General features: G+C 67.2%; 26 protein-coding genes and 1 tRNA gene. 17 read left to right on the top strand and 10 right to left on the bottom strand.

The window, feature by feature from the left end; genetic code table 11:
- Window positions 1-7: 7 nt before the first annotated feature.
- The 3 genes from MARKY_RS06080 to smpB are packed head-to-tail and all read right to left on the bottom strand — an operon-like array spanning window position 8 to window position 2,291.
- Entirely contained in the window at window positions 8-544 is a 537-nt protein-coding gene (locus tag MARKY_RS06080; RefSeq protein WP_013704001.1) for a GerMN domain-containing protein, read from the bottom strand.
- The gene (locus MARKY_RS06075) at window positions 541-1,872 is read right to left on the bottom strand and encodes an N-acetylmuramoyl-L-alanine amidase (protein ID WP_013704000.1); all 1,332 of its coding nucleotides are present in this window, start codon (window positions 1,870-1,872) and stop codon (window positions 541-543) included. The genes MARKY_RS06080 and MARKY_RS06075 overlap by 4 nt, the downstream gene beginning before the upstream one ends.
- Window positions 1,863-2,291 carry an SsrA-binding protein SmpB gene (gene smpB, locus MARKY_RS06070; protein ID WP_013703999.1) on the bottom strand — a complete coding sequence of 143 codons (429 nt, stop codon included), beginning with the start codon at window positions 2,289-2,291 and terminating at the stop codon, window positions 1,863-1,865. Before smpB ends, MARKY_RS06075 begins: the two co-directional genes overlap by 10 nt.
- Before the next feature lie 111 nt (window positions 2,292-2,402).
- Here smpB and gap point away from each other — a divergent pair, with 111 nt between their 5' ends.
- From gap to MARKY_RS06040, 6 genes are all read left to right on the top strand, one after another.
- Window positions 2,403-3,395 (top strand): type I glyceraldehyde-3-phosphate dehydrogenase, encoded by a 993-nt coding sequence (gap, locus tag MARKY_RS06065; RefSeq protein WP_013703998.1) that lies wholly within the window; start codon window positions 2,403-2,405, stop codon window positions 3,393-3,395.
- Between the two features lie 71 nt (window positions 3,396-3,466).
- Window positions 3,467-4,639, top strand: a complete 1,173-nt coding sequence (locus MARKY_RS06060) for a phosphoglycerate kinase (RefSeq protein ID WP_013703997.1) — start codon at window positions 3,467-3,469, stop codon at window positions 4,637-4,639.
- On the top strand, window positions 4,636-5,391 hold the full coding sequence (gene tpiA, locus MARKY_RS06055; RefSeq protein ID WP_013703996.1) for a triose-phosphate isomerase: 756 nt from the start codon (window positions 4,636-4,638) through the stop codon (window positions 5,389-5,391). The genes MARKY_RS06060 and tpiA overlap by 4 nt, the downstream gene beginning before the upstream one ends.
- Before the next feature lie 113 nt (window positions 5,392-5,504).
- Window positions 5,505-6,545, top strand: a complete 1,041-nt coding sequence (locus MARKY_RS06050; protein WP_013703995.1) for a M24 family metallopeptidase — start codon at window positions 5,505-5,507, stop codon at window positions 6,543-6,545.
- Window positions 6,542-7,078, top strand: a complete 537-nt coding sequence (locus MARKY_RS06045; protein WP_013703994.1) for a septal ring lytic transglycosylase RlpA family protein — start codon at window positions 6,542-6,544, stop codon at window positions 7,076-7,078. Before MARKY_RS06050 ends, MARKY_RS06045 begins: the two co-directional genes overlap by 4 nt.
- Complete coding sequence (locus MARKY_RS06040) at window positions 7,075-7,878, top strand: deoxyribonuclease IV (protein ID WP_013703993.1); 804 nt, start codon at window positions 7,075-7,077, stop codon at window positions 7,876-7,878. Before MARKY_RS06045 ends, MARKY_RS06040 begins: the two co-directional genes overlap by 4 nt.
- On the opposite strand, the gene MARKY_RS06035 is transcribed toward MARKY_RS06040, so the two are convergent.
- The 4 genes from MARKY_RS06035 to trpB form a co-directional block, all read right to left on the bottom strand.
- Entirely contained in the window at window positions 7,875-10,670 is a 2,796-nt protein-coding gene (locus MARKY_RS06035; protein ID WP_013703992.1) for a tetratricopeptide repeat protein, read from the bottom strand. The genes MARKY_RS06040 and MARKY_RS06035 overlap by 4 nt on opposite strands.
- Before the next feature lie 122 nt (window positions 10,671-10,792).
- A complete protein-coding gene (locus tag MARKY_RS06030; protein ID WP_013703991.1) occupies window positions 10,793-11,635 on the bottom strand; it encodes an MBL fold metallo-hydrolase in 843 nt (280 codons plus the stop codon).
- A 9-nt stretch (window positions 11,636-11,644) separates the two neighbouring features.
- Complete coding sequence (trpA, locus tag MARKY_RS06025; RefSeq protein WP_013703990.1) at window positions 11,645-12,427, bottom strand: tryptophan synthase subunit alpha; 783 nt, start codon at window positions 12,425-12,427, stop codon at window positions 11,645-11,647.
- Between the two features lie 2 nt (window positions 12,428-12,429).
- Window positions 12,430-13,656 carry a tryptophan synthase subunit beta gene (gene trpB / locus MARKY_RS06020; protein ID WP_013703989.1) on the bottom strand — a complete coding sequence of 409 codons (1,227 nt, stop codon included), beginning with the start codon at window positions 13,654-13,656 and terminating at the stop codon, window positions 12,430-12,432.
- A gap of 204 nt (window positions 13,657-13,860) precedes the next feature.
- Between trpB and MARKY_RS06015 the strand changes: the two genes are divergently transcribed.
- Both MARKY_RS06015 and MARKY_RS06010 read left to right on the top strand, forming a co-directional pair.
- Window positions 13,861-14,367, top strand: a complete 507-nt coding sequence (locus MARKY_RS06015) for a hypothetical protein (RefSeq protein WP_148230409.1) — start codon at window positions 13,861-13,863, stop codon at window positions 14,365-14,367.
- 281 nt (window positions 14,368-14,648) lie between these two features.
- A complete protein-coding gene (locus MARKY_RS06010; RefSeq protein WP_041657863.1) occupies window positions 14,649-15,719 on the top strand; it encodes a hypothetical protein in 1,071 nt (356 codons plus the stop codon).
- 45 nt (window positions 15,720-15,764) lie between these two features.
- Here MARKY_RS06010 and MARKY_RS06005 read toward each other — a convergent pair.
- Window positions 15,765-15,839 (bottom strand) — tRNA-Ala (locus tag MARKY_RS06005).
- A 255-nt stretch (window positions 15,840-16,094) separates the two neighbouring features.
- Between MARKY_RS06005 and rpsB the strand changes: the two genes are divergently transcribed.
- From rpsB to MARKY_RS05960, 9 genes are read left to right on the top strand one after another with little or no spacing between them, the layout of a single operon-like run.
- On the top strand, window positions 16,095-16,850 hold the full coding sequence (gene rpsB, locus MARKY_RS06000; RefSeq protein WP_013703986.1) for a 30S ribosomal protein S2: 756 nt from the start codon (window positions 16,095-16,097) through the stop codon (window positions 16,848-16,850).
- Window positions 16,847-17,437 carry a translation elongation factor Ts gene (gene tsf, locus MARKY_RS05995; RefSeq protein ID WP_013703985.1) on the top strand — a complete coding sequence of 197 codons (591 nt, stop codon included), beginning with the start codon at window positions 16,847-16,849 and terminating at the stop codon, window positions 17,435-17,437. Before rpsB ends, tsf begins: the two co-directional genes overlap by 4 nt.
- Before the next feature lie 37 nt (window positions 17,438-17,474).
- Entirely contained in the window at window positions 17,475-18,182 is a 708-nt protein-coding gene (pyrH, locus tag MARKY_RS05990; protein WP_013703984.1) for a UMP kinase, read from the top strand.
- Window positions 18,183-18,194: 12 nt separating this feature from the next.
- Window positions 18,195-18,752, top strand: coding sequence for a ribosome recycling factor (frr, locus tag MARKY_RS05985; RefSeq protein WP_013703983.1), 558 nt, complete (start codon window positions 18,195-18,197; stop codon window positions 18,750-18,752).
- A complete protein-coding gene (uppS, locus tag MARKY_RS05980) occupies window positions 18,749-19,435 on the top strand; it encodes a polyprenyl diphosphate synthase (RefSeq protein ID WP_013703982.1) in 687 nt (228 codons plus the stop codon). The genes frr and uppS overlap by 4 nt, the downstream gene beginning before the upstream one ends.
- Window positions 19,416-20,237: a phosphatidate cytidylyltransferase gene (locus tag MARKY_RS05975; RefSeq protein ID WP_013703981.1), complete on the top strand. Its 822-nt coding sequence runs from the start codon at window positions 19,416-19,418 to the stop codon at window positions 20,235-20,237. Before uppS ends, MARKY_RS05975 begins: the two co-directional genes overlap by 20 nt.
- Window positions 20,234-21,340 (top strand): 1-deoxy-D-xylulose-5-phosphate reductoisomerase, encoded by a 1,107-nt coding sequence (gene dxr / locus MARKY_RS05970; protein ID WP_013703980.1) that lies wholly within the window; start codon window positions 20,234-20,236, stop codon window positions 21,338-21,340. Before MARKY_RS05975 ends, dxr begins: the two co-directional genes overlap by 4 nt.
- On the top strand, window positions 21,337-22,365 hold the full coding sequence (locus tag MARKY_RS05965) for a M50 family metallopeptidase (RefSeq protein WP_013703979.1): 1,029 nt from the start codon (window positions 21,337-21,339) through the stop codon (window positions 22,363-22,365). The genes dxr and MARKY_RS05965 overlap by 4 nt, the downstream gene beginning before the upstream one ends.
- Before the next feature lie 2 nt (window positions 22,366-22,367).
- Window positions 22,368-23,003 carry a glycosyltransferase family 2 protein gene (locus MARKY_RS05960; protein WP_013703978.1) on the top strand — a complete coding sequence of 212 codons (636 nt, stop codon included), beginning with the start codon at window positions 22,368-22,370 and terminating at the stop codon, window positions 23,001-23,003.
- Here the strand turns inward: MARKY_RS05960 and MARKY_RS05955 are convergent.
- Entirely contained in the window at window positions 22,984-23,547 is a 564-nt protein-coding gene (locus MARKY_RS05955) for a hypothetical protein (protein ID WP_245526761.1), read from the bottom strand. The two genes, MARKY_RS05960 and MARKY_RS05955, sit on opposite strands and share 20 nt — an antisense overlap.
- Window positions 23,544-24,329 carry a pyrroline-5-carboxylate reductase gene (proC, locus tag MARKY_RS05950; RefSeq protein WP_013703976.1) on the bottom strand — a complete coding sequence of 262 codons (786 nt, stop codon included), beginning with the start codon at window positions 24,327-24,329 and terminating at the stop codon, window positions 23,544-23,546. The genes MARKY_RS05955 and proC overlap by 4 nt, the downstream gene beginning before the upstream one ends.
- Between the last annotated feature and the right edge of the window lie 4 nt (window positions 24,330-24,333).

Raw genomic sequence — 24,333 nt, 5'->3', positions numbered from 1 at the left:
GGTGGGGTTAACGGGTTTTACGGATGGGATCCACGAGGGAGACGTGCCCGAGGGTGGGGACCTCCCGCCCCTCGAGGAGGAACTTGACCGCGCCAATCTCCTCGAACTCGAGGAGGGTGTTGGCCATGCCAAAGAGGAGCAGGACCTCGCCGGCGCTGCCGTACCCCAGCCGGCCGTACGCCGCGGGGAGGTCCACGTACGCCGTGTCTCCCGCGACGAAGACCGCGGGTGGATCCATTCCCGCCGGCACTAGGGGCGTGCCGCCTTGGGCCGGGCCGCGTACGAGCTCGGCGAGGGCGCGTTCGTAAGGGTTTTCGCCCGGCTCGAGGCGTACCTGGCGGCGCTCCACCACGAAACCGGTCCCGTCGGGTTTTCCGAAGTACAGGCGCAGCTGGAGCGTGCGGGGGGTGCGGGCCTCCTCGAGGGTCTCTGGGAGGTTCAGCACCGCGCCGCCCTGGCGGCGGTCGGTGTAGAGGTAGACCGCGAGTCCCAGGGCGAGCACCGCGAGGCCCAGGAGGTTCCATAGGGTCACGAAGCGCTTCATTCCCGCCTCCCAAGATACGCAATCACCGCTTCGGTTAGGGCCTCCACGAGCCGCTCCTGCTCCAGGGGGTCCCCGAGGCGCGCGCGGTCCACGGCGTCCTCCACCGAACCCAGCTCGATCAGGGCTGCGGCTCCGGTGGCGTACGCGAGGACGTAGTCCGGGGCGGGACCGTGCCGCACCGCGAGGCCCACCCTGTCCTTAAGCTGCAGGGCGAGGGCCTGGGCGAGGGCTTGGCTGGCCTCGGCGGGCGTGAGGAAACGCGCGAGCAGGTCCTGCCGGGCGCCGCGCCCCTCGAGGAGGGTGCGGCCGTTGCGCACGAAGGCCGGCGTCAGGCGGGAGTTCGGCGTGCTGGGGCGGAAGGTGTAGATCACGACGCCCGTTTGCGGTACGGGGCCGCTCGTGAGGTGCAGACTGAGGAAGACGTCCGCCCCGACCGCGGCCTGCGCGCGGGTTTCTGGGGGGATGGCGGTGTCGTTGTCGCGGGTAAGACGCACTGCGTACCCGGCCTCGGCTAGGCGGCGCTGGAGTTTCTGGGCGATTTGGAGGACCACGTCTTTTTCCCGGAGGGCGCCTTGGGTCGCGCCGGGGTCCTCCCCGCCGTGCCCGGGGTCGATCACGATCCGGGGGGCGGCGCGGCTTTCGGTGCGGGCACCGATCTCGAAGACGACCTGGTTGGGGAGTGGGTAGTGGCGCACGGTGAAGCCTTCCGCGCCCTCAAGGTAGATCCGCAGCCCGTAAGGGTCGGGCGCGGTGCGTACGCGGCTTAAGTACACGCCCGTGACGTCGTACACCGCGAACCGCCCCTGCACACCAACCGCCACGAACTCGCCGGGCCCCATCTGCCGGACGTTCACGTCCCGATCGAAGCGAAGCAGTACCTGGTCCCGCGTCTCGATCACCTGCGCGCGCACCTCGCGCAACCGGGCGACCGGCAGGTTCACGCGTAGGGCGACCTCGCTGCCCACGTACTGCCCGCCAAGCCCTTGCATCACGTAGCGGAGGGGAACCAGAACCCGGTCGGCTTGGCGGATCGCGCCGGGCGGGTTCGCGTTGACCGCTGTTTTTTGGTTCTCCTCGGAGTAGACCGTGAGCTTCACGACTCGGCTGCCCAACTGAAGGATCACGAAGCTCGGGTTCTCCCAGTACCCTAGGCCAAGCGCTTCCGCAAGGGCGCGCGCGTCAGCGTACGAAACCCCCGCGTTCACCGGGTAGACCGCGGTGAGGTTCGCGCGTCCCGCGAGGAGGGGCTTGGGGGCTTGAGCGAACGCGCCCAGCATCCCGACCAGCGCGAGCAGGGGAACAGCTCGAGCTAGGCGCGTTAGTACCATTTCTCCATCTCCCGTTCGATCGCGCGGCGCTTGTCGTCCTCTTTCTTTTGGTAGGCTTTCTTGCCTCGGGCGAGGCCCAGCAGGAGTTTGGCGTACCCGCGCTCGTTGAAGTAGATCTTTAGGGGAACGAGGGTCAGGCCGCGCTGCTCGACGCGGCCGCGGAGGCGGTTGAGTTCGTGCTTGTGCAACAGGAGCTTGCGCCGGCGCCGGGGGTCGTGGTTGGTGTACGAGCCTTTCTCGTAAGGGGCGATGAAGAGGTTTTCGAGCCAGAGCTCGCCGCCGTCGAAACGGGCGAACGAGCCGGTGAAGTCTACCTTGCCCGCGCGGATGGACTTGACCTCGGTGCCCTTAAGCGCGATGCCGGCCTCGTAGGTTTCGAGGATCTCGTAGTCGTGACGGGCCTTGCGGTTCTCCAGCACAACCGTATTCTAAGCTGTAGGCCGAGGGGCTTGAAGGTGGAGGGGCGTTTGTCTGGGGTGGGCGTGGTATAGTAGACGTGGGTGGAAACGATTCCACGAGGGAGGCGTGATATGAGGATTGGCATCAACGGGTTTGGACGTATCGGCCGGCAAGTCTTCCGCATCCTACACCAACGCGGCATCCCCGTCGCACTGGTCAACGACCTGACCCACACCCGAACCCTTGCGCACTTGTTAAAGTACGACTCCAACTACGGCCCCTTCCCAGGCGCGATCGAGTACGACGAGCACCACCTCCTCGTCGACGGCCAACGCATCCGCGTTACCTCCACCCGCGATCCCGAAACCATCCCCTGGGCTGAGCACGGCGTGGACATCGTTATCGAATCCACCGGCGTCTTCCGCGACCGCGCAAACGCCGAAAAACACCTCAAAGCCGGGGCGAAACGGGTGATCATCACCGCCCCCGCTAAAGATCCCGACTGGAACGCCCTCCTCGGCGTCAACCAGGACGAGTACGACCCGGAACGGCACCGCATCATCTCCAACGCCTCCTGCACCACCAACTCCCTCGCCCCGGTCATGAAGGTCCTGGACGAAACCTTCGGTATCGAGAAGTCCCTCATGACCACGGTCCACTCCTACACCAACGACCAACGCATCCTGGACCTTCCCCACTCCGACCTCCGGCGCGCTCGAGCCGCGGCGATCAACATCATCCCCACCACGACCGGGGCCGCCAAAGCCACCGCCAAAGTCCTCCCCCAACTCAAGGGCCGGTTCGACGGAATGGCCCTCCGGGTCCCCACCCCCACCGGGTCGATCAGCGACATCACCGTCCTCCTCAAGCGCGACGCCACCCGCGAAGAGATCAACGCCGCCCTCAAAGCCGCCGCGGAAGGCCCCCTCAAGGGCATCATGCGCTACACCGAGGAACCCATCGTGCGCACCGACATCGTCGGCGATCCGCACTCCGCCATCATCGACGGCAGCCTCACCATCTCCCTCGGAAACCTCGCCAAGGTCTTCAGCTGGTACGACAACGAGTGGGGGTATGCCAGCCGCATAGCTGACCTGGTGGAACTCATCGGAAAACACGAGTAACCCACGAGAACCAAACGGTATGCTGAGGGGCGGGGCGCACTCCGCCCCTCCCGGTATCGAAAGGGGGTAGTATGCGAACCGTACGCGAACTCAACGCCAAGGACAAACGGGTCCTCGTGCGGGTGGACTATAACGTGCCGATCAAGGACGGCGTCGTGCAGGACGACACCCGCATCCAAGCCAGCCTCCCCACGCTACGCCATCTTCTCGAGCAAGGCGCCGCCCTGATCCTGATGAGCCACCTGGGCCGCCCCAAAGGCGTGGACGACGCCTACCGCATGGCTCCCGTCGCCGCGCGCCTCGAGGCCCTCCTCCAGCGGCCTGTGCGGTACGTGCCCAGCCTGCCCGGCGCGGACGAGACCCACCAGGCCCTAAAAGACCTCCGGCCCGGTGAGGTCGCCCTATTAGAGAATGTGCGCTTCGAGCCTGGCGAAACCAAGAACGATCCCGAGCTCGCGCGGCGATACGCCCGGCTCGGAGACGCCTTCGTCCTCGACGCTTTCGGGAGCGCCCACCGCGCGCACGCCTCCGTCACCGGCGTGGCCCGCGAACTCCCCGGATACGCTGGGCTTTTGGTCGAGCGTGAGGTCAAAGCGCTTGGGAAACTCCTCGAGGATGCCCCGAAACCCTACTGGGTCGTCTTAGGCGGCGCGAAGATCAGCGACAAGATCGGGGTGATCGAGAACCTCCTGCCGCGCGTGGACGGCATGATCATCGGTGGGGCGATGGCCTTCACCTTCATCAAGGCCCAAGGCGGCCGGGTCGGGGACAGCCTCGTCGAGGAGGACAAGCTGGAGCTGGCCCGCGAGCTGATGCGCCGCGCCGAAGCCCAGGGCGTCCAGCTCCTCCTCCCCACCGACAGCGTCGCCGCCACCCGGATCGAGGCCGGCGCCCCGAGCCGCGTGATGCCTGCGAACGCGATCGAGGACGGCTGGATGGGGCTGGACATCGGGCCGGACACCCGCCAGCGCTTCGCCCAAGCCCTCCAGGGGGCGGCCACCGTCTTCTGGAACGGCCCCATGGGCGTCTTCGAGGTCCCGGGCTTCGAGCAAGGCACGCTTGCCGTCGCCCAGGCCATCGCCGGCCTCGAGAGCGCGTACACCGTCGTGGGGGGCGGGGACTCGGTCGCTGCGGCGAATCGGCTGGGCCTCGCCGCGCGCTTCAGTCACGTCTCGACCGGCGGAGGAGCCAGCCTCGAGTTCCTCGAGCGGGGCACGCTGCCCGGGCTGGAGGTGCTCCAGTGACGCGGCGGGTGCTCATTGCCGGGAACTGGAAGATGCACAAGACGACCGCCGAGGCACGGGCGTGGTGCCGGGCGGTCCTCGACGGCTTACCGGACCCGGTGGCGTGCGAGGTGGCCGTGCTGCCCGCCTACCCCCTCCTCCCCGTTGTTCGGGAAGCGCTTGAAAACAGCCCGGTGCGGTGGGGAGCCCAGGACGTCTCGGCGCACGAGGAAGGGGCCTATACTGGCGAGGTCGCCGCGCGTCAGCTCGCGGATCTGGGGTGCGCGTACGTCGTGGTGGGGCACAGCGAGCGCCGGGCGTACTGGAAGGAGTCCAACGCTCTCGTCGCGGCTAAGGCCCGCAAGGCCCTCGAGCACGGCCTGGTGCCGATCGTGTGCGTGGGGGAACCTCTCGAGGTGCGCGAGGCGGGAGAGGCGGTGGCTTTCACGCTAGCGCAGCTCGAGGGGAGTCTGGAGGGGGTGGAGGCCCCGGATCCCGGTCGGCTGGTCGTGGCCTACGAACCGGTGTGGGCGATCGGCACCGGGCGAACCGCGACCCCGGAGGACGCCCAGGAGATGGCGCGGGCGATCCGGGACTGGCTGGCCCGCCGGTACACGCCGGAGTTCGCCGCGGGGGTGCGCGTGCTGTACGGGGGTTCGATCAAGCCTGGGAACTTTGCGGAGATCTTGGAGGGTCCGGACGTGGACGGCGGGCTGGTAGGCGGCGCGAGCCTGGATGCGACGCGGTTTTTGGCGCTGGCTACGGCTGTGTAGTGTGTGGGGGTGGGGGTCTCCCCTGCCCTTTTTTGTTGGATAATTAGTGATATTTTTCACGATAAACCATGCTCGTGAAAACATTCTTCAAAAAGCCATGCTAAACTCATGCCGTGAAACCGGAAGAACTCCTACAGCAACACGACCTCGACGCCCTTCTCGTCACCACCCCCGAGAACGTCCGCTACCTCTCCGGCTTCAGCGCCCCCCAAGACGCCCGCGTCATCCTCACCCAAGAAGGCGCCCTCCTCCTCACCGATGGACGCTACACCGTCCAAGCCCGCGAGGAAAGCCGCATCCCCTACCGGATCCTCGGGCGACATGAACTCCTAGAGGCCCTCAAGGAGCTCCTCAAGGGCCGCGTCGGCTTCGAAGCCGCCCACCTCCCCTACGCCCAGTACGAACGGTACAAGGCCACCATCCCCGCCGAATGGGTCCCGACCCACGGCCTCATCGAAACCCTCCGGCTCCGCAAAACCCCCGAGGAGATCGAGAAGATCCGCGCGGCCGCCGCCCTCACCGACCAAGCCTTCACGCACATCCTCCCCCAGATCCGCCCCGGCGTACGCGAGATCGAGATCGCCCTCGAGCTCGAACGCTTCCTGCGCACGCACGGCGCCGAGGACACGGCCTTCGAGATCATCGTCGCCTCCGGCCCCCGCAGCGCGATGCCGCACGGCACCGCCAGCCCCCGCACAATCCAGTCCGGTGAGCTCGTCACGCTCGACTTCGGCGCGCGCGTGGACGGGTACCACTCGGACATGACCCGCACCCTCGCCGTCGGCCCCATCCCCGACGAGCTTCGCCGCATCTACGACGCGGTCCTCGCTGCCCAGGAAGCCGCCCTTCAGGCCGTCGCCCCCGGCCGCGCGGCGCGCGAGCTGGACCGGATCGCCCGCGAAGTCCTCGCCCAGCACGGGTACGCCGAGTACTTCACGCACTCCCTCGGGCACGGGGTCGGCCTCGCGGTCCACGAAGGCCCGGCCCTCTGGCGGGAATCCGAGGACGTTCTCGAGTCGGGCATGATCCTCACGATCGAGCCCGGCGTGTACATCCCCGACGTGGGCGGGTGCCGCATCGAGGATCTGGTGCTGGTCACCGCCGACGGGTTCGAGGTTCTCTCCCAAACCCCTAAGCACCTGATCCAGGTATGAAACGGCTCATCGGCAGCCTCGCCCTCGTGCTCATGGGGTGCGCCCCTGCCCTCACCGCGCCCCCGCGCTACGTGGTCCAGCCCGGGGACACGCTCTACAGCCTGGCCCGGCGCTTCGGTACCACCGTCGCGGCCCTCCAGGCCGCCAACCACCTCGAGGGCACCACGATCTACGCGGGGCAGGTCCTCGTCATCCCTTCGGGCACCTCCCCCGCACGTCCCGCGCGGTTCGTGCAGGAAGGGTACGCCTCGTACTACGGCCCGAAGTTCCACGGCCGTAAGACCGCGAGCGGCGAGGTGTTCGACATGTACGCCTACACCGCCGCCCACCGCACCCTGCCCTTCGGCACGCGGGTGCGCGTCACGCGCCTCGACACCGGGAAGAGCGTGGTGGTGCGGATCAACGACCGCGGACCGTGGAAGGAAGGCCGGATCATCGACCTGTCGTACCGGGCCGCCCAGGACCTCGAGATGATCGGGCTCGGCGTGGTCTGGGTGCGCCTCGAGGTTATCGAGGAGGCGAGCACGGAATGAGGTACGGGCTTCACGTCTCCATCAGCGGCAAGAAAGGGTACGCCACCGCGATCGACGAGGCGGAACGCCTGGGGATCACTGCGATCCAGATCTTCGCTAAAAGCCCCCGCAGCTGGCGCACGCGCACGCTCAAACCAGGAGAAGCGGAACGCTTCCGCGAAGCACGCGAGCTCAGTCGGGTCGCTACTGGAGTGATTCACGCCTCCTACCTGGTGAACCTCGGTGCTCAAGGCGAGCTCTGGGAAAAAAGCGTGTTCAGCCTCGCGGACGACCTCAGCAAAGCCCGCGCCCTCGGCCTGGAGTACGTGGTGGTGCACCCCGGCTCCGGGGACCCCGAGCAGGTCCGCAAAGGCGCCCTGAAAGCCCTCGAGCTCGCCCCCTCCCCCGCCCGCCTCCTCCTGGAGAACGTGGCCGGGGGCGGCCAGAAGGTCGGTCGGCGCTTCGAGGAACTCGCCCAGCTCATCGAAGGCACCCCCCTAGGGGTTTGCTTCGACACCGCGCACGCCTTCGCCGCCGGGTACCCGGTGCACGAGGACCCCGCGGGCGTGATCGCCGAACTCGATCGGGTGATCGGCCTGGAGCGCGTCCCGGTGATCCACTTGAACGACTCCGTAGGCGGTTTCAACACCCGCACGGACCACCACGCGAACCTCGGCGAAGGCCAGATCGGGGAAGCGCTACGGGAGGTGGTTCAGGACGCGCGTCTCCAGGAGAAGAGCTTCATCATGGAAACTCCTAAAGAGTACGACCCGTACAACCTCCAGGTATTCCGCGCGTGGACTGGCCTAGAGGCGAGTTAAACCTCTGCGGGCACCGCCGCCCGCTCAAACGCCAGGGCGAGCCCCTCCGGAAGGCCCAGCGGCCCCAACCCTCCCGCCCAAGCCTCCCCCACCGCCTCGAGGCCCAGATCGAGCAGCGCCCGCCCCAACACGCGCCCCACCTGCGCACGCAACGGGGCGGGCAAGGCCCGCACTCCCCCAAGCCGCCGCTCGGCGGCCTGGGGGCCCTCCAGGCGCAGCAACGCCTCGGCCTCAATCGCGAGCTTCCACGCGCCCAACCCCGGTTCCGGCGGCAGTTCAGGCAACAGCAGCGTCTGCCGTAGCGCCAGCTCCGGCCGCCCCCCGCGCAATAGCGCCTCGGCGTACCCCAGGCGAACCTGCACCGCCAAATAGGTTTGGGGCTGTTCCAAAAGCGGCTCGAGCATCGCGGCGGCCTCCGCTGCCGGGAGCACGAGCGCCAACCCCAAGGCCACGTCCACCAACAGGTGGCGGTACCGATCGGCCGTCGAGGCGAGGGGCGCCACCTCCGAAAAGAGCGGCTCGAGCAGGCGGCGTGCCGCCTCGACCGAACCGCTCCCACGGAACGGAGCGCGGTACGGTTGCCCCGTTCCTAACACCCAAAAGGCCATCGCCAAGCGGAACAGGGTGCGCCGGTGCCGGTAGCGCGCCTCTTCGGGACGCACGGAGGTCATGCGGAAAAACGCCTCCGCCTCCGCTGCCAACCGCACGGCCTCAAAACCGCGACCGCGGGCCGCCTCCAGGATCGCGGCCTCGCTCGCGACCCGCGCGCGCGTGAACGGGTCCGGAGCGCACTCCAAGGCGGCATACAGGTGACGGGCTCCCTCATCGTACCGCGCCAAGCGGCGCAGCACCGTGCCCAGCCGGGCTCGCACGCGGCTGCGTTCCTCCAAGGGAGCGTCCACCGCCTCAAGGCCCTGCAAAGCCGTCTCGATGCGGGTCACGGCTTCCTCCGCGCGCCCCAACCGCATCAGGAGGTCGCCCTCCTGGTAGCGGGCCCGCGCGACCGCGAGGGGGTTGTGCCGCACCTCCTTAAGGACTTCAAGGGCCTCCGTCATGCGGCCTGCGTCCTTCGCCACAACCCCTTGCCACAACCGGGCTCGATCCAGAAGAAACGGTGGGATGGACAGGGCGAGCGCCTCCCGCACCGCGCGTTCCGCCCGATCGTACGCGCCCCGCCAACGCTCGAGCGCCGCTTGCACCAGCAACGCCTCCGCCCGCGCCTCGTCCTTTAAGTGCGGCAACTCCTGGATCAAGGCGGCCGCCTCGGCGTACCGCCCCTGGTCCACGTACGCTTCCGCGGCCTTGATGCGCGCCCACGCCCGCAGCTCCGGGTCCGGCGCGTTCGCGAGGAGCTCCAAGGCCTCCCGCACCTCAGGATGGGTGTACTCCCCGAGGACCGCCCGGTACCGGATCACGGCGTTCGCGAGGCGCAACCGTGCGGACAGCGGCCACGCGGCCGCCTCCCCCCAAACCCCCGGGACCAACGCGAGACGCATCGGGTCCTCCTCCACGAGCTCGAGGAAGACCTCGTAGGCCTCCGCCCCTAGGGCGTGGTACAGCTGGCGGAAGGGGTGCGGGTGGCGCGTGTAGTAGGCGAGGGCTTCCGCGTGCACGCAGCGCGCGTTCCTCGGGCGCTCGGGCAGCACCGCGCGCACCGCGGGGCGTACGTACCCCTCCCCCGCCTCCGCGATCAAAGCTTGCTCGGCCTTGCTCAGCTCGCCGAGCGTCCGGCCGATCACCTGCTCGAGCAGGGGCACGGGCACGGCAGGGTCCTCGTCTGGAGAGAGGACCGCGAGAGCCTGCACCAACGGCCCCATCCGGGGGTCTTGCTCGAGGTCGGCCTCGGCCGAGTCCCCGTGGCGCACCGCCTCGAGGAGGGTGAGGCGGGAGAGCTCCCCGTAATGGCGCCCCGCCCGATTCACGATCGCTTCAACCTCCTCCGCCTTCAGGTGCGGCAAGCGCTCGCTCACGTAGCGGCGGGCCTCCTGACGGGAGGGCGGTTTGAGGAGCTGGTAGGAAAGCTTAGGGGGTGGCTCGGAGAGCGCCGCGAGGTACGGCACCTCGAGCGCTTCGAGTAACGGCTCGAGCCACGCGGCGAGGCGGACGCGGTTCCCGTCCGCATCGCGCAAGGGCAGGTCCGCGATCGTCGCGTCCCGTTCGGCGCGCAACAAAAGCACGCGGCCCCGCGCGTTCAAGCCTTTGGCGAATAGGGCACGCACCTCGCCCTGCAACGCCGCCTGCACCGCGTAAGGTTGGACGGGCGAAAGCCGAGCCAAAAGGGCCTCGAAAGCCTCATCCAGGTCAAGGAGTTCCGCCAAGGAGTACAAGGCGGGCCCCAGATCCCCGGCGACGTTCACGAAAAAGGCCTCGGGGACCGCCTCGCGCACGTGCGCGAGCAGAACGCCTTTCCCAGTGGCCGCCTCCCCCACGACGATCATCTGGGGGCGTTCGCCCTGGCTGAGGGCCCGGATGAACCGCCGGTAGTAGCGTCGCTTGTCCCGGCCCAGCACGCGCCGCGCGCGTTCCAGCGCGAGCTCGACGGGCGGAGCGGGCGGGTTCAGGCCAGCCTCCCGATACAGCTCCGCGATAATCCCGTACAGGCGCGCCTTCTCCTCCGGAGCGCCGAGGTCCTTGTACAGGATGTTACGGACCGCTCCGGCGCGACCGCCGCGCTCCGCCATGACGGCCTCGAGCCAGCGCAGGCTGCCCTTTGCGCCACGGTGGTCCCGGCCCGAAAGGTGCGGGCGCACACCTTCGAGCAGCTCGAGCCACGGTGTAGTCTTCCTGGCCATTACCGGATACACCACCTCAGGGCATGGACAGGGCCGGGAAAAACCCGGCCACGTCCCGTGCGCAGCACGCTTTCATCATGGCGTCACGCGGCGCGCCTATTCTCAGTGTACCCAATGAACGCCTACACCGGCACGAGTGTATACCCACGCTCCCCCAACACCAAACGCCCCAAGGCGTACGTGGGATCGTGGGGAGGCGCGACCAGGTAGCCCTCCTCGGCCCAGACCGGGTAGAAGCGCTTGCGGGTCTCCAACGTCGTCACCGGGTACAGGTCGTAGGCCATGATGTACGGGAGCGGCGCGTGCGCAAAGGTCGGGAGTAGATCCGCCGTGTACACCAGCCGCTGCCCCTCGGACTCCAGCACCACCCCCTGCTGCCCCAGGGTGTGCCCAGGCAGCGGAACGACCCGAACCCCCGGCAAAAGCTCGGCCTCCCCCTCCACCTCCTCGAACAACCCTGCCTCGAGGACCGGCTCGATGTTCTCCGGGAGGTAGCTCGCGCGGCTGCGCTCATGCGGGTGCAATGCGTCATATAGCTCCTGGCGCTGCACCACGTACCGCGCCCGGCGAAACAACGGCACGATCCGGCCCGCCTCGTCCCGCACCGTGTTCAAGCCCGCGTGGTCAAAGTGCAGGTGCGTGTTCACCACCAGATCGATATCCTCCGGGGTCAGGCCGAGCGCCTTCAGCGCGGCCAGGAGGTTCGTGCTCCGGTCGATCGCGTAGATCCGGCGGTGTTTCTCCCCGGGCTTATCGTCCACCCCCGTCTCGACCAGGACCCACTTCTCCCCCACCCGCACCAGCATGGGGCGCAGGGTTAAGGGAATGCGGTTCGCCTCATCGGGCGGCGCAACCTTGGACCACAGGACCTTCGGCACCACGCCGAACATCGCCCCGCCGTCCAAACGGAACGCGCCATCCTGCAGAAAAAACACCTCCAGGTTCCCCAAGCGATAGCGCTGCATACGCGTTCACTATACCGGCTTTGCCGCTCCCCGCCGCACCGCCTCGAGCACCGTGAGGGGATCCTCCCCCGCCTCGAGGGCCCGCACCAGCGCGCTGCCCACCACCACGCCGTCCGCTGCGGCCGCCGCCTGCCGCGCGGTGGCCTCGTTCGATACCCCGAACCCCACGGCCACGGGCAGTTCGGTGTGGGCCTTGATGCGACGCACCAGCGCCCCCACCTCCTCCGGAAGCCGCGCGCGCGCCCCAGTCACCCCGGTCACGGAGACGGCATACACAAACCCACTCGTGTGGCGCACCACGGTCTGGATCCGCGCTTCCGTCGAGGTCGGCGCGAGTAAAAAGACCGTGGCGAGCCCCGCCCGGCGCGCCGCGGCCACGAGCGCAGGGTCCTCGTCCGGCGGCAGGTCCGGCAGGATCACCCCGTCCACGCCCGCCCCGGCGAAGGCCTCGAAAAACCGCGCGCCCCCCCAGGCCAGTACCGGGTTCACGTAAGTCATCAGGAGGATGGGCACCCGGGTGCGTTCCCGCAAGGCGCGCACCATCTCCAGCACCGCCGCGGTCCGCACCCCCTGCCGCAAGGCCTGCTCGCTCGCCCGCTGGATCGTGGGCCCATCCCCTAAAGGGTCCGAGTACGGCAGGCCCACCTCCAACAGGTCCGCCCGGCGGGCCAGCCGGGTCGCCACCTCCACGAACGCCTCCGGGCTGGGGTACCCCGCGGTCAGGTACGGGATCACCGCCCGGCGCCCCTCGGCGCGCGCGGCGCGAAACGCCTCCGCCACCCGCTCCGACACGATCACCGCCCTCCCTTCCGCGCCTCGAGCAGGCGCTTCACCTCGACAACGTCCTTGTCCCCGCGCCCGGAGAGATTCACCACGAGCACCTCGTCCGGCCGCATCTCCCGCGCGAGCCGGCCCGCGTACGCCACCGCGTGCGCCGACTCCAAGGCCGGCACGATCCCCTCGAGCCGCGCGAGCAGCTGGAAGGCCTCGAGGGCCTCCGCGTCCGTGACGCTCCCGTACTCGGCGATCCCCGCGTCCGCGTAGTAGGCGTGCTCCGGGCCCACCCCCGGGTAGTCCAGCCCCGCGGAGACCGAGTGTGCCGGCTGGATCTGCCCGTCCGCATCACACAACAGGTACATGTAGCTCCCGTGCAGCACGCCCCGCTTGCCCGCGTTGATCGAGGCGGCGTGCCGGCCGGTGCCGAGCCCCTTCCCCGCGGCCTCCACGCCCACCAGGCGCGGCCGCCCCTCCGGCAGGTACGCGAATGGCGCGAAGATTCCGATCGCGTTCGATCCGCCCCCAACGCAAGCCACCACCGCGTCCGGGACCGCGCGGCCCTCGGCCTCGAGGAGCTGCCGCTTCACCTCTTCCCCGATCACGCTCTGAAAATCCCGCACGATCATGGGGTACGGGTGCGGCCCCACCACGGAGCCCAGGATGTAGAAGGAGTCCCGCACGTGCGTCACCCAGTCGCGAATCGCCTCGTTGGTCGCGTCCTTAAGCGTGCGACTCCCGCTCGCCACGGGGTGCACCTCCGCCCCTAGAAGCTCCATCCGGAAGACGTTCAAGGCCTGCCGGCGCACGTCCTCCTCGCCCATGTACACGACGCACTCCAGGCCAAACAGCGCCGCGACCGTCGCCACCGACACACCGTGCTGCCCCGCGCCGGTCTCCGCGATCACCCGGCGTTTCCCCATGCGCCGCGCGAGCAGCGCCTGGCCTAGGGTGTTGTTGATCTTGTGCGCGCCGGTATGGTTCAGGTCCTCGCGCTTCAGGTACACCCGCGCGCCCCCCCAGTGCCGGGTGAGGTTCGCCGCGAAGTACAGCGGCGTGGGGCGCCCCGCGTAGCGGGTGCGGTAATACTCGAGGGCCTTGAGGAACTCCGGGTCCGCCTTCGCCTCTCGGTAGGCCGCCTCGAGCTCCTCGAGGGCTGGAATCAGGGTCTCGGGCACATAACGCCCGCCGTACACGCCGAAACGGCCACGGGCGTCGGGTAAGGGGTAGTCCGGTAACACAGGCACACCTCCTCCTAGATGGCAAACCGAGTTTTCGAGGGAAACCGAAACCTAAGGATGCTGGCCTAGCCGCACCACCACCGCTGGTGGTGCCACTTGTAACTCCGGGGGGTGCGCACGCGAGGCCGCATGTCCCTACGCTAGTACCGTACGCCCCAACGCGTCAAGCACCCCTTACGCGCCGCACGAGGCTTCAACTATGATATGAACGTGCTGCGAATTGTGCTCTATGTCGCATCGCTGCTCGCGGGCGTGGCCCTAGCGCAGCTCCTTCCTGAAGAGGCCACGCGCGGTGTCCTCTACTGTCCCGACGGGATCTATCCCCTGACCGGGGACCCCCTACCGGCCAAGGTGTACCGCAAAGGCACGCTGGTGCGCGTGGTGCTGCCCTACGACCGCGCGAACTGGAGCCTCCCCATCCGGTACGGCTACCGGAACGGGCAGCCCGTCCGGTACGTGCTGCGCACCCCCCGCCCCTTCCCCGACCAGGCCCTGAGCCTGGTCACCGTCTGTTACGACGACGGCAACGGCAGGGAGATGCAGTGCCGGGACCTCTTCAAAGGCGTGGACGACATCCAGTACGACCCCACCGCGCACGTGTTGTGGATCTCGTTCCACTACGGGGGCCCCATCAAGCGCCTCGAGGCCACCGTGCACTACGCGGACGGGCGCTGCGGCGGTCATGTGCGCTACGTGGCGGTGCCTCCCTTGTGGTGAGCGCGGCTTCGTAGGGTGCGCCTCTCGCTGCAGGGCGGGATGGATGGGGCCCAAGGAATGTGAAAGCAGCCTCACGGTACCCCAAGCGGGGAGGGGGTAACCTATATATTCCAGGCCATCAATTCAGCGCTGTGCATTGAGGATTAAGGAGGAATGCCATGAAAAAGGCATTGGGTCTTGGATTTTTAGGGATTGTTATCGCTGCTTGCGGTCTTCAAGGCCTTCCCGGTGACGGGGGGACCGGTCCGGGCCCCGGTCCCGGTCCCGGCCCTGGCGGAGGGTTGAGCCAAGCGGAGTTCGATCAGGCCTGGCAGGCCTATCGCGCCGCGCTGGACCAAGCGATCCAGGACCTGGGGAGCGACACGGTCTTCAGCGCCTTCAACACCGGCCCGCTTCCCCTCACGCAAGACATGATCGCCTTCCTGCAAACCCCCCGCCCCTCGAGCGTTCACCCGCTCCGAGTCTACGACCTCTCCATGCAGGGGGTGCGAAGCCTAAGCCACCCGAACCCGAGCAGCGAACTGCCCAGGGGGGGGACCGACTACACCCTCGGCGAACCCGTGCCGTACACGCCGCCCTCGCCTTACGACTTCGGCCTGAAGTGGCCGCACAACACCCAGGTGGCTGAGCTCTTAGTGGACTGGGACCAAGACGATCAGAGCACGCGCTGGGCGCATGATCGCGACGGGGTCAGCCACGAGGTCCCTCAAAATACGCACATCCAGATGACCCTGGGTGAAGGGGGAGGGCCTATGCCGCCCCTGAATGCAGAGGTCGTGGGAACGGCGGACTTCGCGGCCGCCTGGTACGACTGCAACGGCACCCCCATCCTGGAGCCCACCTTCCTCTCCTTCACGGGCTCCCTGGGTCAGATCAAGCAGCTCAACTGGGATATCGGGTACAACCTCACGGAAGGCACGACGGACACCCTCCAGGCTCACGTGGAGCTCCACACCACCAACACGAATCCGACGGCGTTGCTCCGCCTCGACCTCACCCTGAACGGTACGCTGACGCGGGGGAGCGATTGCTTTATCTCCGAGATCGAGGTCCAAAGCGGGGAGTTCACCGTCACCACGCAGGCCGGCGATGAGTCGTTCGTCTTCAATATCACCGTGAGCAGCGTTCAGCTTGACGCCCAGGGCAACCCCGTCCGGATCGACCTGAACGGGTTCGTCGAGTACAACGGGCAGCAAGCCCTTTCCTTTAGCGGATTCCTGGATCAGAACGACTTCCAAGACGACACCTGCCCCGGCGCGAACGTAACCCTCGTCTTCAGTGACGGGTCCGTTTCCCTGCAGGAATGGCTTCAGTCGCGCGGGCACTGCGGACCGGGAGGCATCTTTGGGTGATACAACGCCGAGACCCCGGGTTTAACCCGGGGTCTTTTCGCTCGCTGGTGGAGCCGAGCGGATTCGAACCGCTGACCCCCTGCTTGCAAGGCAGGTGCTCTCCCTCTGAGCTACGGCCCCGTGTGCTTGGGCTACGCCCAGCCGGGCGTATTTTACGGCATTTAGGTAGGGGCGTCAAACCAATTAAGTGATTTATTTCACGATATCTACCGCTAGTGAATATCTTCCCCAAAACACCCCCGCTTCCCATACGCCCAACCAGCCACTATAATCATTGAGGCGTGCCGGAAGGCCGTCGGGGGCAGGGGGGCGTCCCCCGCACAACCCTGAAGGTACGCCCAAATCCCAACCTCAACGCCCCCCGAGCGGAGGACCATGGCTTGTAACGTATCTATCAAAGAGCTCCTGGAGGCCGGGGTCCACTTTGGTCACGAGACCAAGCGGTGGAACCCCAAGATGAAGAAGTACATCTACGCCGAGCGCAACGGGGTTTTCATCATCGACCTGCAAAAAACGCTGGTCGAGATCGAGAAGACCTGCAACTTCGTGCAGGACCTCGCGGCGCGCGGCGGGGTGATCCTCTACGTCGGCACCAAGAAGCAGGCGCAGGAGATCATCCAGCTCGAGGCCGACCGCGTGGGCATGCCGTACGTGAACCAGCGCTGGCTGGGCGGGATGCTCACCAACTTCAAGACGATCAGCGCCCGGGTGAACCGTCTCGAGGAGCTCGAGGCCCTCTTCGAGTCCGAAGAGATCAAGGAGCGCCCCAAAAAAGAACAGGTCCGTCTCAAACACGAGCTGGACCGCTTGAAAAAGTACCTGAGCGGCTTCCGCCGCTTGAAGCGCCTCCCGGACGCGCTGTTCGTGGTGGACCCCACCAAGGAACTCATCGCGGTGCGGGAAGCCCGAAAGCTCGGCATCCCGATCGTGGCGCTGGCCGATACCGACTCCGACCCGGACCTGATCGACTACATCATCCCCGGTAACGACGACGCGATCCGCTCGATCCAGCTCATCACGAGCCGGTTGACCGACGTGATCATCGAAGCGCGGGGCGGCGAGGCCGAGGCGGAAGCCGAAGCGGAAGCGGCCCCGGAAGCTGTGACGGAAGGGAAGGAGGCCGAGGCATGAGCCAGATGGAACTCATCAAGAAGCTGCGCGCCTCCACCGGCGCTGGCATGATGGACGTGAAGAAGGCCCTCGAGGAGGCCGGTTGGGACGAGGAGAAAGCCCTGCAGATCCTGCGGGAACGCGGAGCGGTGAAGGCCGCGAAGAAGGCCGACCGCGAGGCCCGCGAGGGCATCATCGGGTCGTACATCCACCACAACCAGCGCGTCGGCGTGATGGTGGAGCTGAACTGCGAGACCGACTTCGTGGCGCGCAACGAGGAGTTCCAGAAGCTCGCGAAGGATATCGCGATGCATATCGCGATGGCCGCGCCCCGCTACGTCTCCAAGGACGAGGTGCCCGCTGAGGAGGTCGAGAAAGAGCGTCAGATCTACATCCAAGCGGCCCTGAACGAGGGCAAACCCGAACAGATCGCGGCCAAGATCGCCGAAGGGCGCCTCAAGAAGTTCTACGAGGAGAACGTGCTGCTCGAGCAGCCCTTCGTCAAGGACGACAAGATCACGGTGGGCGAGCTGGTACAGCAGGCCATCGCCAAGATCGGGGAGAACATCGTCGTCAAACGCTTCTGCCGCTTCGAAATCGGCGGTTAAGCCCATAGGCCCCCGAAAGGGGGCCGTTTTTAAAGCGATGAAGTACAAGCGCGTACTGCTCAAGCTGTCCGGCGAGTTCCTCGCGGGGCCCGACGGCAAAGGCATTTCTCCCGACGCGACCCGCGCACTTGCCGAGGAGATCCAAAAGGCGAAGCGCACCGGAGTGCAGCTCGCCGTCGTCGTGGGCGCCGGGAACCTCTGGCGCGGCGCCCGCCAGGGGGTCGGCATGGACCGGGCTACCGCGGACTACATCGGCATGCTGGCCACCAGCATGAACGCCCTCGCCCTCCAGGACGCGCTAGAGTCCCTGGGACTCGAGACGCGCGTCCAAACCGCCCTCACGATGGCCGAGGTAGCCGAGCCCTACATCCGTCGCCGGGCGTTACGGCACCTCGAGAAGGGGCGGGTGGTCATCTTCGGCGCGGGAACTGGGAATCCTTTCTTCTCCACGGACACCGCGGCCGCGCTGCGCGGCCTGGAGATGGGCGTCGACGTGGTGCTCATGGCCAAAAACCAGGTGGACGGCGTGTACTCCGACGATCCCCGCAAAAACCCGAACGCCGTCAAGTACGACGAGCTGACGTACATGGAGGTCCTGTCCAAGGGGCTCCAGGTCATGGACGCCACCGCGGTCAGCCTGTGCATGGAGGGCAAACTGCCCATCGTGGTCTTCGATATCTTTAAACCGGGTGCGCTGGTGGGTATTATTCAGGGGGAGCGTATCGGCACCTTGATTCACAGCTGATGGAGGTGGACCATGCTTAAAGAGGTCTATCGCGAAGCTCGAGCGCACATGCAAAAAACGGTGGAGGCCTTCGAGGCCAACCTGGGGGGCCTGCGCACCGGCCGGGCTAACCCCGCCCTCCTCGCGCACCTCAAGGTCGAGTACTACGGCTCGGTCATGCCCCTGAATCAGGTGGCGAGCGTGAGCGCGCCGGACGCGCGCACCCTTGTGGTGCAGGCCTGGGACCAGAACGCCCTACCCGCGATCGAAAAGGCCATCCGGGAGTCCGACCTGGGACTCAACCCCAACAACCGCGGGGACGCGCTGTACATCCAGATTCCGCCCCTCACCGAGGAACGGCGCAAAGAGATCGCACGCACCGCGCGCGGATACGCGGAGGAAGCGCGCATCGCGGTGCGCAACGCCCGCCGGGAGGCGCTCGACCAGATCAAGAAGCTCGAGAAAGAAAAGCTCCTCTCCGAAGACGAGGCCAAGCGCGCTCAGGACGAGGTGCAAAAGATCACCAACGAGTTCATCGACAAGATCGACGCGATCCTAGAGAAGAAAGAGCACGAAATCCTCGGAGAATGAGCGTTCCCCGCCACGTGGCCATCATCATGGACGGGAACGGCCGCTGGGCCCAAGCCCGCGGCCTCCCCCGTTTTCGCGGGCACCTTGCTGGCCGTGAAGCCATCCGGGCCGCGGTGCGGGCTGCGGTAAAGCACCAGGTGGAGTGGCTCACGCTGTACGCGTTCTCCACGGAGAACTGGCGGCGCCCCCAAGAGGAGGTCGACGCGCTCTTCGAGCTGTTCGAGACCGTCCTCTGGGAGGAAACCCCCAACCTCGTCAGGGAAGGCGTGCGCATCCACATCATCGGGGAGCGCGAAGGCCTCCCCCCCACCCTCCTCGAAGCGATCCGCTACGCGGAGGAAGCCTCGCGCGAAGGCACGCGCCTCCATCTGGTCGGCGCGCTCAACTACGGCGGCCGACAGGAGATCCTTAGTGCCGTACGCCGAATGGTGGCGGAGGGGCTCGAGCCCACCGAGGAGAATCTACGCCGCGCGCTTTACCTCCCGGAGATGCCGGACCCGGATCTGATTATCCGCACGAGCGGGGAGCTTCGGCTGTCCAACTTCCTCTTGTGGCAGAGCGCGTACAGCGAGATCTGGGTCACGGACACCCTCTGGCCGGATTTTAGCGAGGAACACTTTGGCCAAGCCGTTCAAGCCTACCAAGAGCGGGAACGACGGTTCGGTGGAGTCCCTCAGCGCTAGGGTCCTTTCCGGGGCTCTGGGGCTCGTCGGGCTGTTCGTCGTGTTGTGGGCGGGGCTGCCGCTGGTTGTGCCGGGGCTTGTGTTCGTGCTGTGGTTGGGCACCGCGGAACTCAATGCGATGCTGCGCCGCCGCGAAGTGACGCTCAACCTGGGCCTGTTGCGGTGGGGGGGGGTGCTGATGCTGGTGGCCTCCATGCCTCAGCTGCACGCCCTCTACCCGCAGATCCCCTGGCGAGAGGTGGCTTTAGGCCTGGTTTTATTCAGCGCGTTTAGTTACGAGCTGGTGCAGGGCGGCAACATCCATCGCTTCGCGTTTAGCGTGATGGCCTTCCTGTACCTACCGTGGACGCTCGGGTACTTCCTCCTATTGCGGTACGCCCCGGACGGCAACCTGGGATTGTGGACGTTGACGTTGCCCCTCGTGGCCACATTCGCTACGGATATCGGGGCGTACTTCATCGGGCGGGCCTTCGGGCGGCACAAGCTCGCCCCCACGATCAGCCCAAACAAAACGATCGAAGGATCCGTCGGCGGGGTCCTTGCGTCCATCGGAGCGCTGCTCGGGTACACGAGCCTCGTAAAAGGCGTGTTTCCCTTCGGGTGGGTGGAGCTGCTCCTGGTGAGCCTCCTCCTCTCCCTCGCCGCCCAGCTCGGCGACCTCACGGAGTCCATGCTCAAGCGCTACTGTGGCGTGAAGGACTCCGGCGAGTTCCTCCCCGGCCACGGAGGGCTCCTCGACCGGATGGACAGCCTGCTCTTCAGCGTTCCCCTCACGTACTACCTGTGGGTGATCTTCGCATGAAACGCGTCGTCATCCTGGGCTCGACCGGATCCATCGGCACCCAAGCCCTCGAGGTCTGCCGCTGGCGCGGGTACCGCGTCGTGGGCCTCGCCGCGGGCCGGAACCTCGATCGTCTCGCCGCGCAAATCCAGGAGTTCAACCCTCAGATCGTCTCCGCGCACCCCGAACTCCTCCCCGAGCTGCGTGCACGCTTCCCACGCGTCACCTTCACGGACCAGGCCGAGGAGGTCGCGGCGCATCCCGCGGACGTGGTCGTCTCCGCGATCCCGGGGCTCGCCGGGCTCGCTCCCACCCGCGCGGCCGCCCGCCAAGGCGTCCGGCTGGCCCTTGCGAACAAGGAAAGCATGGTCGCCGCAGGGCCCTTGCTCTGGGCGGAAGTCGAAGCGGCCGGCGGGGAGATCCTCCCCGTGGATTCCGAGCACTCCGCCCTCTTCCAGTCCCTCGTAGGGGAACGGCTCGAGGACGTACACGAGCTCATCCTCACCGCCTCCGGCGGCCCGTTCCGCGAAGGGCCGGAGGACCTGAGCCGAGTCACGCCCGAGATGGCCTTGGCCCACCCCCGCTGGAACATGGGCCCGAAGGTCACGATCGACTCCGCGACCCTCATGAACAAGGGGCTGGAGGTGCTCGAGGCCGTCCAGCTCTTCCGCGTGCCGCTCGAGCGCGTTCGGGTCCTGATCCACCCCCAAGCGTACGTGCACTCCCTGGTGCGCTTCGTGGACGGGCAGCTCAAGGCGCAGCTCGGCCCGACGGACATGCGGCTCCCCATCCAGTACGCCCTCACCTACCCCGAGCGCGCCCCCAACCCGCTCGCGGCGCTCCCCCTGGAGGCACGGCTCGAGTTCTACCCTCCGGACACCACCCGGTTCCCGGCGCTCGAGCTCGCGTACGCGGCTGGGCGGATGGGGGGGCTGGCCCCCACGGTCCTGAACGCCGCGGATGAGGTGGCGGTCGAGGCGTTCCTCGCGGGGCGGATTCCCTTCACGCGCATTCCCGAGATTATAAGCCGCGTCCTGGAGGATACCCCCCGCGAGCCAGTAACCTGGGAGAGTGTGTACCGGGCGGATCGTTGGGCCCGGGAACGCGCAAAGGAGTGCATATGAGCCTGGTGCTCTTTCTGCTGATTCTCGGCGTTAGCATCTTCGTGCACGAGCTGGGGCATTACTTGGCAGCTCGGCTGCAGGGCGTAGGGGTTCCCGCGTTCTCCATTGGGTTTGGGCCGCCTTTGGTGCGCTTTAAGCGCGGCGGGACCGAGTGGCGGCTCAGCCTGATCCCCCTCGGGGGGTACGCGGAGATCGAGGGCATGGTCCCCGATCCCGACGGGCGCCTTCGGGGGTATGCCCGGTTGGGGTTCTTGGGGAAGGCGTTCATCCTGCTCGCAGGCGTCGTGATGAACCTGCTCCTGGCGTGGACGCTGATGGCCGTGCTCTTCAGCGGCCAGGGCATACCGCGAGCGATCCCTACAGAAGCGCACATCGTTGAGGTTCTCCCCGAGAGCCTAGCGGAACGCGCGGGCCTGAGGCCAGGCGATGTCATCGTCGCGATCGACGGGCAGCCGCTCGAGGCATACACGGACTTGGCGAAGGTCAAGGAACGGCCAGGGCCGCACGCGCTTACCGTCCTGCGGGACGGGGCGCCGCTCGAGATTCAGCTCGTCTGGACGCCCGAGGCCGAGCAGATCGGTGTGCGGTATCGTCCGGGCGTGGCGTACGTGCAGCTGCCTTTCCCCAGCGCGTTCGCGCAGGCGGTGCAGTTCTCGGTAGGGTTCTTCCCGGAGATGGTGCAGAGCTTCATCCGGGGCATCCTCGGGGCGTTCACGGGCACGGCCACCGGGGAGGTGGTCGGGCCGGTGGGGATCGTCGCGATGACGGGAGAGGCCGCGCAGGAAGGATGGTTTGCCCTCATCCGCTTGATGGCCGTGATCAACCTGTCCCTCGCGGTGTTTAACCTGCTGCCCATCCCTAGCCTGGACGGGGGGCGGTTGTTCATGCTCGTCCTGAACGGGCTGACGAGAGGGCGTATCGGACCGGAGCACGAAGCGGCGGTTAATTTTATCGGGTTTATGTTTTTGATCTTCCTTATCGTTATGATTACGTTGCAGGACGTCCAGCGTTTCTTCGGAGGGTGAAGGTGAGCCAGGCGACCGTCCTCATCCCCGCGTACAACGAGGAAGCCACCGTAGCGCACGTCGTTCAGCGCGCGCGGGAGGCCGGATACCCCGTGGTCGTCGCGGATGATGGCTCCACCGACCGGACAGCCGCGCAAGCCGAAGCCGCCGGCGCGGAGGTGGTCCGGCTCCCCCAAAACCGCGGGAAGGGCGGGGCGCTCGCCGCAGGGCTCCAAGCGGTCCGGACCCCGTACGTAATCCTGCTGGACGCGGATCTGGTGGGCTTAAAGCCCGAGCACCTCTCCGCCCTTCTTAACCCGGTCCTGCAAAACGAGGCCGAGATGACCGTGGGGGTGTTTCAGGGGGGGCGGCTCCGCACGGACCTCGCCCAGCGCCTCACGCCCTACCTTTCAGGGCAACGGGCTCTGCCCACCGCCCGCCTTGCCTCGGTGCAGGGCCTAGAGCATGCCCGGTACGACGTCGAGCTCCTCCTCACGCGTACGGCGGAGCGGGAGGGGTGGCGGGTACGGTACGTGCCGCTCCCGGGCATGAGCCAGGTGATGAAGGAGGAAAAACGCGGGTTTTGGGCCGGGTTCGCCCACCGACTCCGCATGTACTACGAGATCCTGCGCTACTGGGCTAGCGGCGCAGGTCGATGAGATCGATCGCACCACCGTCCTGCGTCGCGAAGCGCACCACCCCTACCCCCGGCACGAAGTACGTGTCCATCACGCGGCTCCCACCGCTTTCCGTCGTGAGGGAGCCGCGAATCACAAAGGCGTTAAAGCGCCCTGCGGGCACCGTGACCCCCTCGACCCGCAGCACGCGCGCCACCACCACCACGCGCTGCCCGTCCAAAGAAGAGCGGCTGCCCCACTCCCGCCCTACCCACAGGGGCGCGGGTGGGTAGAGCTGGATGGGCGGGTCGTACGGTTTAAACTCTCCATCCAGAACAATCCCCAAAAGCCAGACCCCGTCCTCCCCGTAACGCACCACATCGGCGTACCGCGCCTTCCCCGAAAAGCGGTGCTCGAGCACCCACACGCGCTGCCCGTCCAGCTCACGCTCCTCAACGAAGACCTGCTCCTCCCCCGAGTCGTACACCCAGGCGAGCCCCAGCGCGTGCGGGTAGTAATCGGGTTCAGCCCACGCCCCCCCCAAGACGAGGAGAAGCGCCACGAGCCACCCACGCATCCCCCTCATTCCTCCTCTCCCAACGCGTGTCCGCGCGCCGTCGCGGCTTCCACCGCCTCAATAAACGCCGCGCGCACCCCCCGACGCTCGAGGGCCGCGACCCCGTGAATCGTGGTGCCGCCCGGGCTGGAAACCTCGTCCTTAAGGACCGCCGGGTGCTTCAAGCGCAATAACTCCCCGGTCGCGACCAGCACATCCGCGGCCATCGCCAGGGCCTGGGCGCGCGGAATGCCCATGCGTACCCCGCCATCCGCGAGGGCTTCCGCGACGATCGCAAAATACGCGGGCGCGGAGGCGGTCATACCGGTGAAGGCGTCAAACAAGTGCTCCGGAAGCTCGTACACGTCCCCGGCCGTACGAAACAGGGCGAAGGCGAACTCCAGATCCCCGGCCTCGAGGGCCTCACGGGGCGCGGTGAGAGCAGTGGCGCTTTTGCGGATCGTCGCGGCCAGGTTCGGCATGGCCCGCACCACTCGGCGGGTTCCCAGTCTCCGAGCAAGCACAGCGGTTGGGACTCCCGCCATGATGGAGAGGTAACCCGTGTTTGGGTGCGCGATCTTGGGAGCCAGGTGCGTAAAATCCTTCGGCTGCACCGCGATGAGCACGCGTTCTGCGCGCTCGAGTTCCTCTAACCGGAGCGGCACGACCCCGTAGCGGGCGGCCACCTCGCGCGTGCGTTCCGGGGTGCGCATGAGAACGCCGACCGACTCCGGGGGCAAAAACTCCGCCGCGAGGAGCGCTTCCAACAGACTTCTACCCATCTTCCCCACGCCGACGAAGGCCAGCTTCATGCCC

It is taken from the genome of Marinithermus hydrothermalis DSM 14884, from assembly GCF_000195335.1.
In the GTDB taxonomy this organism is placed as follows: Bacteria; Deinococcota; Deinococci; order Deinococcales; family Marinithermaceae; genus Marinithermus; species Marinithermus hydrothermalis.
This window is presented reverse-complemented; position numbering and strand designations above follow the sequence as displayed.

What these genes read in the sequence shown, in the direction of transcription:
- MARKY_RS06080 (WP_013704001.1), bottom strand. Translation starts at nt 544, where the DNA reads ATGAAGCGCTTCGTGACCCTATGGAACCTCCTGGGCCTCGCGGTGCTC.
- MARKY_RS06075 (WP_013704000.1), bottom strand. Translation starts at nt 1,872, where the DNA reads ATGGTACTAACGCGCCTAGCTCGAGCTGTTCCCCTGCTCGCGCTGGTC.
- gap (WP_013703998.1), top strand. Translation starts at nt 2,403, where the DNA reads ATGAGGATTGGCATCAACGGGTTTGGACGTATCGGCCGGCAAGTCTTC.
- MARKY_RS06060 (WP_013703997.1), top strand. Translation starts at nt 3,467, where the DNA reads ATGCGAACCGTACGCGAACTCAACGCCAAGGACAAACGGGTCCTCGTG.
- MARKY_RS06045 (WP_013703994.1), top strand. Translation starts at nt 6,542, where the DNA reads ATGAAACGGCTCATCGGCAGCCTCGCCCTCGTGCTCATGGGGTGCGCC.
- MARKY_RS06040 (WP_013703993.1), top strand. Translation starts at nt 7,075, where the DNA reads ATGAGGTACGGGCTTCACGTCTCCATCAGCGGCAAGAAAGGGTACGCC.
- MARKY_RS06035 (WP_013703992.1), bottom strand. Translation starts at nt 10,670, where the DNA reads ATGGCCAGGAAGACTACACCGTGGCTCGAGCTGCTCGAAGGTGTGCGC.
- MARKY_RS06030 (WP_013703991.1), bottom strand. Translation starts at nt 11,635, where the DNA reads ATGCAGCGCTATCGCTTGGGGAACCTGGAGGTGTTTTTTCTGCAGGAT.
- rpsB (WP_013703986.1), top strand. Translation starts at nt 16,095, where the DNA reads ATGGCTTGTAACGTATCTATCAAAGAGCTCCTGGAGGCCGGGGTCCAC.
- tsf (WP_013703985.1), top strand. Translation starts at nt 16,847, where the DNA reads ATGAGCCAGATGGAACTCATCAAGAAGCTGCGCGCCTCCACCGGCGCT.
- pyrH (WP_013703984.1), top strand. Translation starts at nt 17,475, where the DNA reads ATGAAGTACAAGCGCGTACTGCTCAAGCTGTCCGGCGAGTTCCTCGCG.
- frr (WP_013703983.1), top strand. Translation starts at nt 18,195, where the DNA reads ATGCTTAAAGAGGTCTATCGCGAAGCTCGAGCGCACATGCAAAAAACG.
- uppS (WP_013703982.1), top strand. Translation starts at nt 18,749, where the DNA reads ATGAGCGTTCCCCGCCACGTGGCCATCATCATGGACGGGAACGGCCGC.
- dxr (WP_013703980.1), top strand. Translation starts at nt 20,234, where the DNA reads ATGAAACGCGTCGTCATCCTGGGCTCGACCGGATCCATCGGCACCCAA.
- MARKY_RS05965 (WP_013703979.1), top strand. Translation starts at nt 21,337, where the DNA reads ATGAGCCTGGTGCTCTTTCTGCTGATTCTCGGCGTTAGCATCTTCGTG.
- MARKY_RS05955 (WP_245526761.1), bottom strand. Translation starts at nt 23,547, where the DNA reads ATGAGGGGGATGCGTGGGTGGCTCGTGGCGCTTCTCCTCGTCTTGGGG.
- proC (WP_013703976.1), bottom strand. Translation starts at nt 24,329, where the DNA reads ATGAAGCTGGCCTTCGTCGGCGTGGGGAAGATGGGTAGAAGTCTGTTG.